This window comes from Nonomuraea sp. NPDC026600, assembly GCF_040638335.1.
GTDB lineage: Bacteria > Actinomycetota > Actinomycetes > Streptosporangiales > Streptosporangiaceae > Nonomuraea.
In genome coordinates this window covers 18,519-31,550 of sequence record NZ_JBEZYD010000007.1, presented here as the reverse complement: position 1 = coordinate 31,550, position 13,032 = coordinate 18,519, and the positions used below count along the sequence as shown (strand labels likewise).

At 69.0% G+C, this 13,032-nt stretch carries 12 protein-coding genes; 5 read left to right on the top strand and 7 right to left on the bottom strand.

Features of this window, described 5'->3' with window-relative positions; genetic code table 11:
- Positions 1 to 11: 11 nt before the first annotated feature.
- On the bottom strand, positions 12 to 1,028 hold the full coding sequence (locus AB0F17_RS18420; protein WP_358023988.1) for a substrate-binding domain-containing protein: 1,017 nt from the start codon (positions 1,026 to 1,028) through the stop codon (positions 12 to 14).
- Positions 1,012 to 3,453: a glycoside hydrolase family 3 N-terminal domain-containing protein gene (locus AB0F17_RS18415; RefSeq protein WP_358023985.1), complete on the bottom strand. Its 2,442-nt coding sequence runs from the start codon at positions 3,451 to 3,453 to the stop codon at positions 1,012 to 1,014. The genes AB0F17_RS18420 and AB0F17_RS18415 overlap by 17 nt, the downstream gene beginning before the upstream one ends.
- Before the next feature lie 195 nt (positions 3,454 to 3,648).
- On the opposite strand from AB0F17_RS18415, the gene AB0F17_RS18410 reads away from it, so the two are divergent.
- From AB0F17_RS18410 to AB0F17_RS18400, 3 genes are all read left to right on the top strand, one after another.
- Positions 3,649 to 5,067 carry an extracellular solute-binding protein gene (locus AB0F17_RS18410; protein WP_358023982.1) on the top strand — a complete coding sequence of 473 codons (1,419 nt, stop codon included), beginning with the start codon at positions 3,649 to 3,651 and terminating at the stop codon, positions 5,065 to 5,067.
- A 77-nt stretch (positions 5,068 to 5,144) separates the two neighbouring features.
- Positions 5,145 to 5,990, top strand: coding sequence for a sugar ABC transporter permease (locus AB0F17_RS18405; protein ID WP_358023979.1), 846 nt, complete (start codon positions 5,145 to 5,147; stop codon positions 5,988 to 5,990).
- 1 nt (position 5,991) lies between these two features.
- Positions 5,992 to 6,882 (top strand): carbohydrate ABC transporter permease, encoded by an 891-nt coding sequence (locus tag AB0F17_RS18400; protein ID WP_358023976.1) that lies wholly within the window; start codon positions 5,992 to 5,994, stop codon positions 6,880 to 6,882.
- Between the two features lie 3 nt (positions 6,883 to 6,885).
- Here the strand turns inward: AB0F17_RS18400 and AB0F17_RS18395 are convergent, their stop codons facing one another.
- Positions 6,886 to 7,461, bottom strand: a complete 576-nt coding sequence (locus tag AB0F17_RS18395) for an NmrA family NAD(P)-binding protein (RefSeq protein ID WP_358023973.1) — start codon at positions 7,459 to 7,461, stop codon at positions 6,886 to 6,888.
- Positions 7,462 to 7,571: 110 nt separating this feature from the next.
- On the opposite strand from AB0F17_RS18395, the gene AB0F17_RS18390 reads away from it, so the two are divergent.
- On the top strand, positions 7,572 to 8,171 hold the full coding sequence (locus AB0F17_RS18390; RefSeq protein ID WP_358023971.1) for a helix-turn-helix domain-containing protein: 600 nt from the start codon (positions 7,572 to 7,574) through the stop codon (positions 8,169 to 8,171).
- Positions 8,172 to 8,497: 326 nt separating this feature from the next.
- Positions 8,498 to 8,824: an STAS domain-containing protein gene (locus AB0F17_RS18385; protein ID WP_358023968.1), complete on the top strand. Its 327-nt coding sequence runs from the start codon at positions 8,498 to 8,500 to the stop codon at positions 8,822 to 8,824.
- Between the two features lie 52 nt (positions 8,825 to 8,876).
- Here the strand turns inward: AB0F17_RS18385 and AB0F17_RS18380 are convergent, their stop codons facing one another.
- The 4 genes from AB0F17_RS18380 to AB0F17_RS18365 form a co-directional block, all read right to left on the bottom strand.
- On the bottom strand, positions 8,877 to 9,533 hold the full coding sequence (locus tag AB0F17_RS18380; RefSeq protein ID WP_358023965.1) for a hypothetical protein: 657 nt from the start codon (positions 9,531 to 9,533) through the stop codon (positions 8,877 to 8,879).
- Between the two features lie 82 nt (positions 9,534 to 9,615).
- Entirely contained in the window at positions 9,616 to 10,209 is a 594-nt protein-coding gene (locus AB0F17_RS18375) for a TetR/AcrR family transcriptional regulator (RefSeq protein ID WP_358023962.1), read from the bottom strand.
- A gap of 43 nt (positions 10,210 to 10,252) precedes the next feature.
- Positions 10,253 to 11,521, bottom strand: a complete 1,269-nt coding sequence (locus AB0F17_RS18370; RefSeq protein WP_358023959.1) for a cytochrome P450 — start codon at positions 11,519 to 11,521, stop codon at positions 10,253 to 10,255.
- A gap of 162 nt (positions 11,522 to 11,683) precedes the next feature.
- Positions 11,684 to 12,742, bottom strand: coding sequence for a hypothetical protein (locus tag AB0F17_RS18365; RefSeq protein WP_358023955.1), 1,059 nt, complete (start codon positions 12,740 to 12,742; stop codon positions 11,684 to 11,686).
- Between the last annotated feature and the right edge of the window lie 290 nt (positions 12,743 to 13,032).

The window sequence follows — 13,032 nt, the reverse complement described above, 5'->3', positions numbered from 1 at the left end:
CTCTCCGGTCATCAGAGTGCCGCAGCCGTCGACCCCCGTACGATCAGCTCGGTGGCGAGTTCGACGTGGTGAGAGTCGATCTTCTCGCCGGCCGCCAGGCGCAGCGCCGTACGCACGGCGACGCCGCCCATCTCGCGCAGCGGCTGGCGGACGGTGGTCAGCGGCGGCGAGGCCATCCGGGCGAGCTGGGTGTCGTCGAAGCCCGCCACGCTGAGGTCCTCCGGGATGCGCAGGCCCCGCGCCCGGGCGGCCTCCATGACCCCGAGGGCCGTCTCGTCGCTGCCCCCGAAGATCGCCGTCGGCACCTGGGCCAGGTCGAGCAGAGCCGCGCCGTTGACCACGCCGTCCTGGTAGCGGAAGTGCCCTGTCCGTACGTAGCCGGGGGGCACGGGCACCCCCGCGGCCTCCATGGCGGCGCGGTAGCCGTGCATGCGGGCCTGGTTGCAGGCCGCGGTCGCCGGGCCGCCGACATAGGCGATGCGCCGGTGCCCCAGAGAGAGCAGATGCTGCGTCGCGGCGAGGCCGCCGGCGAAGTTGGTGGAGCCGATGCTGGTCACGCGGGTGCGCGGCAGGTTCAGCGGGTCGATCAGGACCAGCGGCAGGCGTGCCCGGGACAGGGCGGCGAGCTGCGCGGAGGTCAGTTCGCTGGTCACGGCGATCAGCGCCCCCCGCCCGGCGGCGATCAGGTCGCGGGCCCACGCGGCGGTACGGTCCTCACCTCTCCGGATGCTGAGGACGATCCCGACGCCGACCTCGGCCCCGGCTTCGACCGCGCCTTGGATGATCTCGGTGGAGTACGCGGTGAAGTCCGCGTCGAACTGCACTTCGATCGTGGCGCTCCCGGTCGCCTCGACGCGGCGCGGTGCCGGAGCGACGTAGGCGTGCTGCTGCAGCAGTGACTGCACCAGGGAACGGGTCGCCGGCGCGACGTCGCTGCGGCCGTTGAGCACCTTGGAGACGGTCGCGACGGACACGCCGGCCGAGGCCGCGACGGTGGCCAGCGTGGCCCGCCTAGGACTGGCCGGCATCTCGGCCCCCCTGCTCGCCCGTAGCCTCGCCCGTTGCAGGGCCCACCTCCACGGGCGTGACGAGCCGCCGGCCGCGGCCGACGATCCGCAGCGGGCCGGTCAGCCGTACGACGGCGCGGCACGGCAGGTCGGCCGCGGACGTGCCGACGAGCACCTCGACGTCCCCGGGCTCGACGATCCGCCGCAGGTCACGGCCGGTGAAGGCGGTACGGTCCGCGTGTACGCGGAAGCGCACGTCCGTGCTCGTACCGGGCTCCAACCGCACCCGCGCGAACCCGGCCAGCTGCCGCACCGGCCGGGTGACCTGAGCGAGAACGTCGTGCAGATACAACTGGACGACCTCCTCGCCCGCCCTGCCGCCGGTGTTCCGGACGCGGACCGACACGGTGAACTCGCCGTCGGTGGGCACCTCGGCGTCGCTGACGCGCAGCTCGCCGACCTCGAAGGAGGTGTACGAGGTGCCGTACCCGAACGGGAACAGCGGAGTCGGGTCGAGATTGCTGATGCCGTGACTGTTCGCGCCCAGCGGCGGCTGCAGGTAGGTGCCCGGCTGCCCGCCCGGCCCGCGGGGTATCTGCATGGGGAGCTTGCCGCCCGGCTGGACCCGGCCGGAGAGCACGCCGGCGATCGCCGCCGCACCTTCCTCGCCGGGCATGAACGCCTGAACGAGCGCGGCGGCCCCAGCGTGCACCTCACCCAGTGCGTACGGGCGGCCCGAGACGACGACCACGACGACCGGCGTCCCCGTGGCGGCGAGGCCGGCCAGCAGGTCCTCCTGCACCCCGGGCAGCCGGAGATCCTCGGCGTCGCAGCCCTCGCCCGAGGTCCCGTGCCCGAACAGGCCCGCCAGGTCGCCCACGACGGCGATGCACAGGTCCGCCTCACGGGCCGCGTCCGTCGCGGCGGCGAAGCCCGAGCGGTCCTCGCCCCGCACGTCGCAGCCGCGTTCGTGGACGATCTCGGCCCGCGGCAGTTCGGTCCGCAGGGCGTCGAGGAGGCTGGGCGCGTCGATGCCGAGCCCGAGGCCGGGGTGGCGGGGCAGGACGTGGTTGGGGAAGGCGTAGCACCCCATGAAGGCACGCGGCTCGGCCGCGGAGGGTCCGACGACCGCGATGCGACGCGGCTCGTCCGCGCGCAGGGGCAGCGTGGTGCCGCCGTCGAGCAGGATGATGGACCGCTCGGCCATCTCGCGGGCCAGCGCCCGGTTGGCCGGCGAGTCCAGGTCCACGGCGGCCGCCGCGGCCACCGAGCCTTCGGGCGTCCAGTCCTGATCGAGCAGCCCCAGTTCCACCTTCTGGGTGAGCAGGCGGCGCGCCGCCCGGTCCACCAGGGACTCCGGCAGCTCGCCCCGGCGCACCCGCTCGACCAGGTGCCCGCCGAAGCCGAGGGTGTCGGGGAGTTCGACGTCGACGCCCGCGGTGAGCGCCAGGACGCCGGCCTCGTCGGTGTCGGCGGCGACCTCGTGCATGGTCGCCAGAAACGGGACGGCCCAGTAGTCCGAGACGACGGTCCCGGTGAATCCCCACTCCTCGCGCAGCAGGTCGGTCAGCAGCCAGGAGTCGGCCGCGGCCGGGAGGCCGTCCACGTCGGAGTAGGAGTTCATCACCGAACGCGCGCCGCCCAGAACGATGGCCGTCTCGAAGGGAGGCAGGATCATGTCCATGAGCTCGCGGCGGCCCATCGGGACCGGACCGTGGTTGCGGGCCGCGCGCGAGGCCGAGTATCCGGCGAAGTGCTTGAGGGTGGCGATGATCCCGGAGCTCTCCAGGCCGCGGACATAGGCGGCGCCGAGCATCGCGACGAGGTAGGGATCCTCGCCCATCGTCTCCTCCACCCGGCCCCAGCGGTAGTCGCGCACGACGTCCAGCACGGGGGACAGGCCCTGGTGCGCGCCCACGGCACGGATGTCCCGCCCGATGGCGGCGGCCATCCGCTGTACGAGCTCGGGGTCGAACGTCGCGCCCCACGCGATGGCCGCGGGATAGACGGTCGCGCCGTAGGTCGTGAACCCGGTCAGGCACTCCTCATGGACCAGCGCCGGAACGCCGAGCCGGGAACCTTCGACGACCACGTGCTGGAGCCGGACCACCTCTGCGGCGCCGTCCGCCGCGGTCACCGGCCCGCTGCCGAAGATACGGGTCAGGTGACCGAGCCCGTGACGGCTCGCCTCCTCAAGGGGAATGGTCCCGGACGCGGCGAACACGTCCTGCATGGGCGCCACATTGAGGCTCGCCTCGGGGTCCGGATCGGGCTGGTCGGTGAGCTGCATGTCGTTGCCGACCCACCGGCTGCCGAGCTGGCCGACCTTCTCCTCCATGGTCATCTCCGCAAGGAGGGCGTCGACGCGCTCGGCCACAGGGAGCGTCCGGTCCTGCCACGGACGCAGGATCCGGTCCGCCGCGGGGGTCCGATCTACCGCTGTCATCTGCCGCTCTCCTTAGTCCCGCAATGTTTCGCAATGTTTCGACGCCGGCGAATGATCTTTACGCGCAGGAGTCGCCGGTGGATTACTGGGTCTTGACACGTCAACAGCAGAAATCTAGATTGACGGCCGCGCGGTCATTTCGCAAATGTTTCGAGAACCTACTTATGGGCGGATTGGGGGGAGAGGCATCCGGGGGTGCTGATCCACGACCGCCGGCCACCGCATCCGATGATCAACGAGCCGCGGCGCAGCCCCCGGCATTCGAGTACGGAGATCAGCGTGGAGTCCAGGAACACCTCTCGCCGCACCTTCCTCAGCCTCTCGATGGGCCTGCCCCTGGGCGCCGCGCTCGCCGCCTGCGGCAGCTCCGGCCCGACCCGCCCCGGCGCCGCCAGCGGTGGTGGCACAAAGGCCACTTATTGGTATCTCTCCACGCAGCCGCAGGAAGGCATCCGCACCGCTGCCATGGAGCGGTTCAACAAGGCCAACCCCAATGGTCAGATCGCCGGGACGACCTTCCAGAACGACGCCTACAAGACGAAGATCAAGACGGCGATCGGGGCCGGCCAGGCGCCCACCATCATCTGGGGCTGGGGCGGCGGTGGCCTGCGCAGCTACGTACAGGCCGGCCAGGTCGAGGACCTCACGTCGTGGTTCGGGCAGAACGCCGCGGTCAAGGACCGGTTGTTCCCGTCCTCGTTCGGGGCCGCGACGGTGGACGGCAAGATCTACGCGATGCCGTGCGAGACCGTGCAGCCGATCGTCCTGTACTACAACAAGAAGCTCTTCGAGCAGATCGGTGCCCAGCCGCCGCAGTCCTGGGGCGACATCATGGACCTGGTGCCCAAGTTCAACGCCAAGGGCATCGCGCCGTTCTCCCTCGGCGGGCAGTCCCGCTGGACGAACATGATGTGGCTGGAGTTCCTCTTCGACCGCATCGGCGGCTCCGAGGTGTTCCAGGCCGTGTTCGACGGTCAGAAGGACGCCTGGTCCAACCCGGCCGCCATCGACGCCCTGACCAAGATGCAGGCCCTGATCAAGGCCAACGGGTTCATCAAGGGCTTCTCCTCGATCACCGCGGACTCCAACGCCGACCAGGCGCTGCTGTACACCGGCAAGGCCGCGATGATGCTCCATGGCGGCTGGACGTTCGGGAGCATGTCCACCGACGGCGGCGACTTCGTCTCCGGCGGCAGCCTCGGCTACATGAACTTCCCGCCGGTCGACGGCGGCAAGGGCGACCCCAGCGACACGGTCGGCAACCCCGGGCAGTACATGTCGATCTCCTCCAAGGCGAGCCCGGAGCAGAAGGAGATCGCCAAGAAGTTCTTCACCACGGTGCTCTCGGACGAGGAGGTCAAGGCGTGGGTCGGCGTCGGCTCGGTGCCGATCGTCAAGGGCGCCGACAGCGCGTTCGCCGGCTCCAAGGACGCGGAGTGGCTGAAGTTCGTCTACGGCATCGCCAGCAACGCCAAGACGTTCGCCCAGTCCTGGGACCAGGCGCTCAGCCCCACGGCGGCTGAGGTGCTGCTCGACAACATCGCCAAGCTGTTCCAGCTGTCGATCTCACCGCAGCAGTTCACGACGAACATGAACGCGGTCATCGGCAAGTGACCGCGCTCCCGACCTCCCACGGGCAGGGGACACCGCGGGCCGGCACGCGAGGGGCCCGCAACGGGTCCCTCGCGTGGTTGACCGTTCCGGCACTGGTGTTCTTCGTCGGCTTCGGGGTCGTCCCGCTGATCGGGGTCCTCGCGCTCAGCTTCACCACCTGGGACGGGATCGGCGACATCCAGTTCTCGGGCTTCACGAGCTGGCGCGCCGTCCTCGCCGACCCCGGCCTGCCGCACGCGCTGTACGTGACATTCCTGATCATGGCCCTGTCCTGGTTGGTGCAGACACCGGCGAGCATCCTGCTCGGGGTGTTCCTGGCCGGCGCCCAGCGCTACCGCGCGCTGCTGTCGGTGCTGTACTTCATCCCGCTCCTGCTCAGCTCGGCGGCCATCGCGATCACGTACAAGGCGCTGCTCGACCCGAATTTCGGACTCGGCGCCGGACTGAAGATCGGGCTGCTCACCCAGGACTGGCTCGGCAGGCCCGGCCTCGCCGTCGGCGTCGTGGTCTTCGTGGTGTCCTGGCAGTTCATCCCGTTCCACTCGCTGATCTATCAGGGCGGCGTACGGCAGATCCCGCGGTCGATGTACGAGGCCGCGGAGCTGGACGGCGCGGGGCGGATCCGCAAGTTCTTCAGCATCACCCTGCCGCAGCTGAAGTACACGATGATCACGTCCTCGACCCTCGTGGTCGTCGGCTCGCTGACCTTCTTCGACCTGATCTTCGTGCTGACCGCGGGCGGTCCGGGCGACGCCACCCGGGTGCTCGCCCTGGACATGTACAAGCGGGGATTCCAGGCCAACCTCATGGGCCCGGCCAGCGCGATCGCCCTCATCCTCGTCTTCGTGGGCCTCGTCCTCTCGCTGTTGCTCCGCCGGCTCGGCGGCGGCAAGTCCGACACCAGCCAGTTGGAAGGCGCTTGACATGGGGACGACCCTGACAGCACGCCCTGAGCGGACCCGCGCCCAGCAGCCCCGGCACGAACGCCGCACGGTCGCCCGTCACTGGAACTGGCTGGGCGGCGCGACCGGGTGGCTCTGGCTGGTGATCGTGGTGGTGCCCATCTACTGGATCGTCATCACCAGCTTCAAGACACAGAGCAACTACTACGCGACGAACCCGCTGGCGCCACCGGGGGAGCCGACCCTGGCCAGCTACCGGATGGTCATCGAGTCCGACTTCGTGCAGTACTTCGTCAACAGCCTCATCGTCACCATCGGCGCGGTGGTCCCCGCGGTCACCGTCTCCTTCATGGCGGCCTTCGCGATCGTGCGGGGCGGCTCCGGCAGATACCTGCGGTCGGTGAACTCCCTGTTCCTCATGGGCCTGGCCATCCCCTTGCAGGCGACGGTCATCCCGATCTACCTGATCATCATCCGGCTGCACCTCTATGACACCCTGCTGGCGATGATCCTGCCGTCGATAGCCTTCGCGATCCCGCTGTCGGTGCTGGTCCTGTCCAACTTCATCCGCGACGTCCCCAAGGAGTTGTTCGAGTCGATGCGGCTGGACGGCGCCAGCGAGTGGGGGACGCTCTGGCGCCTGGCGTTCCCGCTGTCCCGGCCGGCCGTGGTGACGGTGACGATCTACAACGCACTGACGATCTGGAACAACTTCCTGCTGCCGCTGATCCTCACGCAGAGCCCGGACAAGCGGACCCTGCCGCTGGCTCTCTGGTCCTTCCAGGGCCAGTACAGCATCAACGTGCCGGCGGTGCTCGCCTCGGTCGTCCTCACCACCCTGCCGATCCTGACCCTGTACATAGTGGGCCGCCGCCAGCTCCTCAGCGGCCTGATGGCCGGGTTCGGCAAGTGACCATCACTTTTGTCCGGCGCGCGGCGCGTCCAGGAACGCCGCGATCCGCGCCGCGCCGGTGCGGGCGAGCCAGGTGCGGAAGTCCAGCAGCCCGGGGTGCAGCTGGCGGGCGAGGGAGATGTCGGCTCGGTAGCCGCGTTCGTTGAGCCACTCGTAGGCGTACGCGAAATCCTCGCCGGCCAGGTCGATCGTGCGGCCGATCCACTCCTGCGGCCCGGCGAAGGCCCGCGCGGTGAACAGGCCGAGGTCGTCCACGGCGATGATCTGCTGCCGCACACCGGCCGCGTGCGCGGCCTCGGCGACGTTGACGCCCCAGCGGACCTCGTCATCGGCGGCGAAGCCCGGCGCGGTGCCGGGGGAACCGACGGTGGGCTGGACGCTGAACACGCCGTATGCGCCCTCGGCTGCCGCGATCAAAGTGGCGACGTCCTCCATGTCACCGCGTACGGTCCGCGCGCCGGCCGCCTCCAGAGCCCGCGCCGGTGCGGCGTCCGGGTCCCGAGTCAGCGCCCGGATCCGCCAGCCGTCGGCGAGCAGTCGCTTCGTCACAGCGCGGCCCTGCAGGCCGGTCGCCCCCACCTGCCTGTCGTGTCCACGGTCTCTCCTCAGATTGAAACGGGGTGGTCCCCCGTTTATGGGGCATTACAATATGGAGGACCGCCCCATTTAGTAACCCGCTGGAGGAACCCGTGTCCCAACCTGGCACCGGGCGGTCGCCCCGCGCTGACGCGCGCCGCAACCGCGACCGGATCCTCGCCGCGGCCGGAGCCGCCATCGCCCAGTACGGGGCCGAGGCCTCCCTGGAGGAGATCGCCCGGCGCGCCGGAGTCGGTTCGGCCACTTTGCACCGGCACTTCCCCTCGCGTCAGGCGCTGTTGGAGGCCGTCTTCCGGGACCGGGTGGCCGGCCTCTGCGCGAAGGCGCGCGACCTGGCCGCCGCCCAGGACCCCGGGCCCGCGCTGGTCGCCTGGCTGCGTGCCGTCGCCGCGCACGCCACCGCCAACCGGGGGCTGGCGGCGTCACTGATCCGCGGCGCCCGCGAAGGTGACCCGACCTGGGGTGCCACCTGTCACACCATGATCGTGAACGCCGGCGACGAACTCCTCGTGAGTGCTCGCCGGGCAGGCGCCGTACGCCCCGGCATCGCCATCGCCGATCTCCTCAAACTCGTCAACGCCATCTCCCTGGCCGTCGAACAGGAACCCGACGGCACGGCCGAGGCGGACCGCCTGCTCGCCCTCGCCATCGACGGCGTGCGCCTCCCGAAAGGTGAGTGCCAGGACCTCTGATGACCCCTCATTCCGAATACCGGACGTGAAGTGCGGTAAACTTGAGTGACCGAGGACATCTCGTGCGTTGGCACTCGGGTCAGCGTCGCCCACGGCGATCGACCATTCGCGGGTTCTTTCGAGGCCTGGATAGGCCCGGCCACCATGACGCCATCGCTTCTCGCTCAGCTCGCTCCGCTGAGCACCGCCGCTTTCGCGCTCCCCACGATCGACCGCGCGGTCCGGCTCAACCTGGATCCCCTACTCGATCGCCGAGCCGCTGTGGATGGAACGTGGTGCCGCCCCGCCCTACCGGATGCCACAGCGACAACCAAGGGGAGAACATCATGACCATCACTCACGCCATCCCGCATCCCAGAGCCGGCCGAACATCGGCCGAGACCACGGTCCACCTGGCCGGCGAGATCGACATCTTCACCAGCAAGGCGCTGCGCCAGAGCCTGATGGCCGCACTGCTGACCAGCACGAGCACGCTCGTCATCGACCTGTCGGAGGTGTCGTTCTGCGACACCGTCGGCCTGGGCATCCTGGTCGGCATCCAGCACCGCGCCCGGGCACAGGGCGTCACGCTCGTCCTGGCCGGGCCCCGCCCGTACATGACCAGCCTCCTGCACCTGTCCGGCCTGGACCGCACTCTGCCGATCGCGCTGTAACCCGATACGCGCAGGGGGCCACCGAGGCCGGTGGTCCCCTTCCCCCATGGTGTCAGTCGGCGAGGTAGCTGATCGACTGGACGTCGTACCCCCGATTGACCGAGCCCTTCAGGTGCATCAGCATGGCGCCGCCATCGTAGGAATAGGCGCAGGAATAGCCCATCGTCTCCTTCGTGCAGCCCTGGAAGTAGTACGTCACGCCCTTGGGGTCGTACTTGGTGCGGAAGAGCCTGGTGACCACCTTCTGGGTGGCGACCTCGAGGCCGAGGTTGCGGTCGCCCTTCTGCCACGCCGTGAGCAGGTGCTTGGCGACCACCGCCGGCTTGGTCACGTGGCGCGACTGGTAGACCGTGGTCACCTTCGGCCCGGAGACGATCATGAGCAGGCCGTTGAGCCCGCCCGGCACTCGGACGCTGGTGTGGATGAACCGGCACGCGTTGCCCACACAGCCCGCGAACTCGTCGGGCGCGCGATAGGCGTAAGAGAAGATCGACTTGACCGCCGAAGGCGTGGCCACCTTCGCGGCCGCCGCGCGGTCGCGCCGCAGCCACGCGTGGAGCAACGCGTTGGACACCTTCGCCGGAGTGGCCGCCGGAGCCGTCGCGTCAGGGGCCGCCGCGTTCGCGTTCGCGCTCGCCGGAGAGGATGTGACCAGCAGCGCGGCGACCGCGGTCGCCGCGCCCGCACCGAATAACCATCGTCGTGACATACCGGCGACGCTAACGACCCTCGCTTGCACGGAGGTTGATGCCCACTTGGTGGCAGAGCATGGGGCGCTCGCCAGGCGGGTCCTAGCTCGATGGAGTGTCCTGAGCGAGCCAGCGGCGGGTGAGGTCGCGGATGGCTTGGCGCCACGGCTGGGGTTGATCGCCGGAGGCGATCGCGTCGCCGGCACTGTGCAGGATGGCGAACAGCAGGGTCGCCGCGATTTCGGGGGATACGGGGCGGAAGACGCCCTCTGCCATGCCGCGGCTCAGCACCCTTGCTATGGCGGTGACGATATCGAGGCGGTCGTCGATGGGGGCGCCGGCGGCCGTGTGAAAGATGGCGTGGTGCAGGCCGCCGGGCTGGGCGATGGTGTCGATGGCGGCATCGCATTCGGCGTCGACGGTGGCCCACCAGTCGATCGGGTCGGTGGTTTCGGCGAGTCGGCGGAACCGGTCCACATAGTTCCGCAGGACCCGGTCTCGGACGGCGACCAGCATCTCTTCCCAGGAGGAGAAGTAGACGTAGAAGGTGCCCTTGGCCGAACCCGCTTCAGCCGTCACGGCCTGGACCCAGTTGGTCACTTCCTGGCCGGACTCCAGGAGCCGGATGGCCGCGTCGATCAGCTCGCCGCGCCTGGCCTCGGGGGAAAGACGTCGACGACTCCTGGAAGTGACCACGGCGACAGGCTAACCGACGGTGAGGGGCAAGTCGGACCGCTTCTCAGCCGGCACGATGTCGGCTCGCTCCGGTGTGGGCGATGCGGAGCTCGCTGACGCCACGCAGGTTGAGATGCTCGCGGTACGGCGGGTCGGCGATGAGCCGGGGGTTCTGGACGCGTTGGGCGAATCCGGCCAGGGCCAGGCGGCCTTCGAGCCTGGCCAGCGGCGCGCCGAGGCAGAAGTGCGGGCCGAACCCGAAGGCCAGGTGACGCACCTGGGTGCGGTGCGGGTTGAAGCTGTCCGGGTCCGGGTTCGCTCCCGGGTCCCGCTGGGCTGAGGCCAGCAGCAGGATGATCATGCTGAGTTTGGGGACGTCCACCTCTCCGATGCGCATGTCCTCGGCGGCTATGCGGGCGGTGAGTTGGACAGGTGGGTCATAGCGCAGAATTTCCTCGACGACCGCGGGTGCCAGGTTCGGATCGGCGCTGAGTGCGGCGAGGTGGTGGGGGTGCCGTAGGAGGGCGAGCACGCCGTTGGCGATGAGGTTGACCGTCGTTTCGTGGCCGGCCACCAGCAGCAGCACGATGGTGGAGACGAGTTCGTCGTGGTTGAGCGCGTCCGCGCCGTCCTTGGCGGCGATGAGGTCGGAGATCAGGTCGTCCTTGCGTGGGCTTGTACGCCTTTCGGCGATGAGCTCGTTGACGTACCTATGCATTTCGGTCATTCCGGGTACCCACTCCGGCGTCTCGCCATCGGCGTCGGTGGCGTTCGACAGGCCGTCCACCAGGCGGGTGAGCTGGGCGGACCACTGCTGGAACAGCGGCTCGTCCGCCACCGGGACGCCGAGCATGCGGCAGATCACCGCCACCGGCAGCGGGTAGGCGAAGTCGGTGAGCACGTCGAACGTGTCGCGTTCTAACGCTCGATCGAGGAGATCGTCTACCAACCGGGTGATGGACGGCTCCATCCGGGCGATGGTGCGGGCGGTGAACGCGCTGCTGACCAGCCGCCGCAACCGCGTGTGGTCCGGCGGGTCCTGGGAGAGGAACCAGGGCTGGTGCACCGAAGACGGCGCGTCGGGGGGATAGAGGCGGTCCGCCTGGTCGGCGCCATTGCGCCGCCAGCGCTCCGCGCTGAGTCGCGGGTCCCGGAGCAAGGTCTCGCACTCGCCGTACCGGGCCACCACCAAGGTCGACATCTCTTCGATCCACACCGGGCCGAGACCGCGGAGATCGGCGTAGATCGGGTACGGGTCGGCTCTCGACGCCGGGTCGAGCAGCTTGCCGATCAACTGGAAGCCGGACATTTCCTTGTCGTGCGCCTCTGACATCTACACTCCCTGGGTGCGTGATATTGACCTCAGGTCATTAGTAATTGACCTGAGGTCAATATGTCAAGGCGGGACGATCACAAGGAGTGAGTGGGTGAGCTTCGCGAGGCAGGTCCCGGCTGAGCGAGGAGCCCGTACGGCTCCTCGCTCAGGACTGCGGGATCAGCGGACCGAGACGTCGTTGAAGACGTTGATGGCGCCGTCGCCGTGGTTCGCCGACTTCGCGATGATGTCGGTGGGGGCGTTGTTGGCGAAGGCGCGGTGGCTGTAGGCGCCGATGATGTAGCCCCAGCCCCTGCTCACCTGTAGGTCCTGCAGCCAGGGGCCGCCGCTGGCGCCGTGGTGCATGTCGCAGTTGATCTTGATGAGGTCGTCGAAGGTGCCGACGCGGCTGGTGTTGCCGAAGCAGTACCACAGGTCGTTGCCGGAGAAGTCGGTGCGCTGGTAGCCGTCCTGCGGGAAGCCGAAGGTGTTGACGCCGGTCCACGCCTGGCCCTGGTTGAACTTGTAGCCCTGCGAGCCCGTCCAGTCCTGCAGGTTGCCGTGGGCGGCTTGCGAGTTGAACGCGATGGCGGCGATGTCGTAGTGCAGGTTTCCGCTGTCCTGCCAGCCGACGGTGGTGTTGGCGTACTTCCAGGTCCACCGGCCCCACGGCTCGCTGTTGTTGTCGGCGTCGGGAACGAAGATGAAGTTGCTGAAGTAGTTGCCGGAGCCGCCTCCGCCGGCGTGGATGCAGTGGCCGGCCGTCCACACCGTGCCCCTGTTACTGGCGTTGATGACGCTGCCGGAGCAGTAGCCACCGGTGCCGTCGTTGCGCGTGTAGTAGATCTTGCCGATGGTGACGGCGGGCATGCTGCCCTGCCGCCCCCAGCGTTCGGCGACCTGGCCGGCCAGCAGGCCGGTCTTCGGGCCGGCCGACGGGCTGAGCTTCTTCGTGGGCAGCGAGCCCTCGGAAGCCTGGCCCGGCAGAACGTTCTCGACCTGCTCCTGAACCTGCTTGACGTCCATCACCGGCACCGGCTCCGGCGTGGCCGCGCGCATGCGTTCCTTGGTCCAGAAGTCGAGCAGGCTCTGGGTGCGGGCCTTGTTCACCACCCCCGTCGCCGGGGCGGACGGCTTCTCCGCTGCGGCGGAAGCCTGTGTGGAGACGGTCGCGCTCATCCCCGAGACGGCCAGCAACGTGGCTAAGACGATTGCGGCGTGCCTTGAGCGTGGCTGCATGATCTTCCTTTCTGAAAGCGAATTCGACGAACTTTTACATATTGAGTACGGACCCGCCGGTTGGGAAGAGTAATGTCGCTATTTTTTTGCGGGTGAATGAGGCTGTCGCGCGCCGCGTGATAGGGAAAGTCGATCGGCGGGGATTGTCAAGTGAATTCTTGTCGCCATCGCCTTGGCATTGCGGCTGAGCCCTAAAGCGGGTGCAGGTCAGGTGCGCCTGAAAGGGGCGTTTTCCTGGTCGGAAAGGGTGCCCGGCCGCGGGTTATGGGCGGGGGAGAACGGCGGGATAA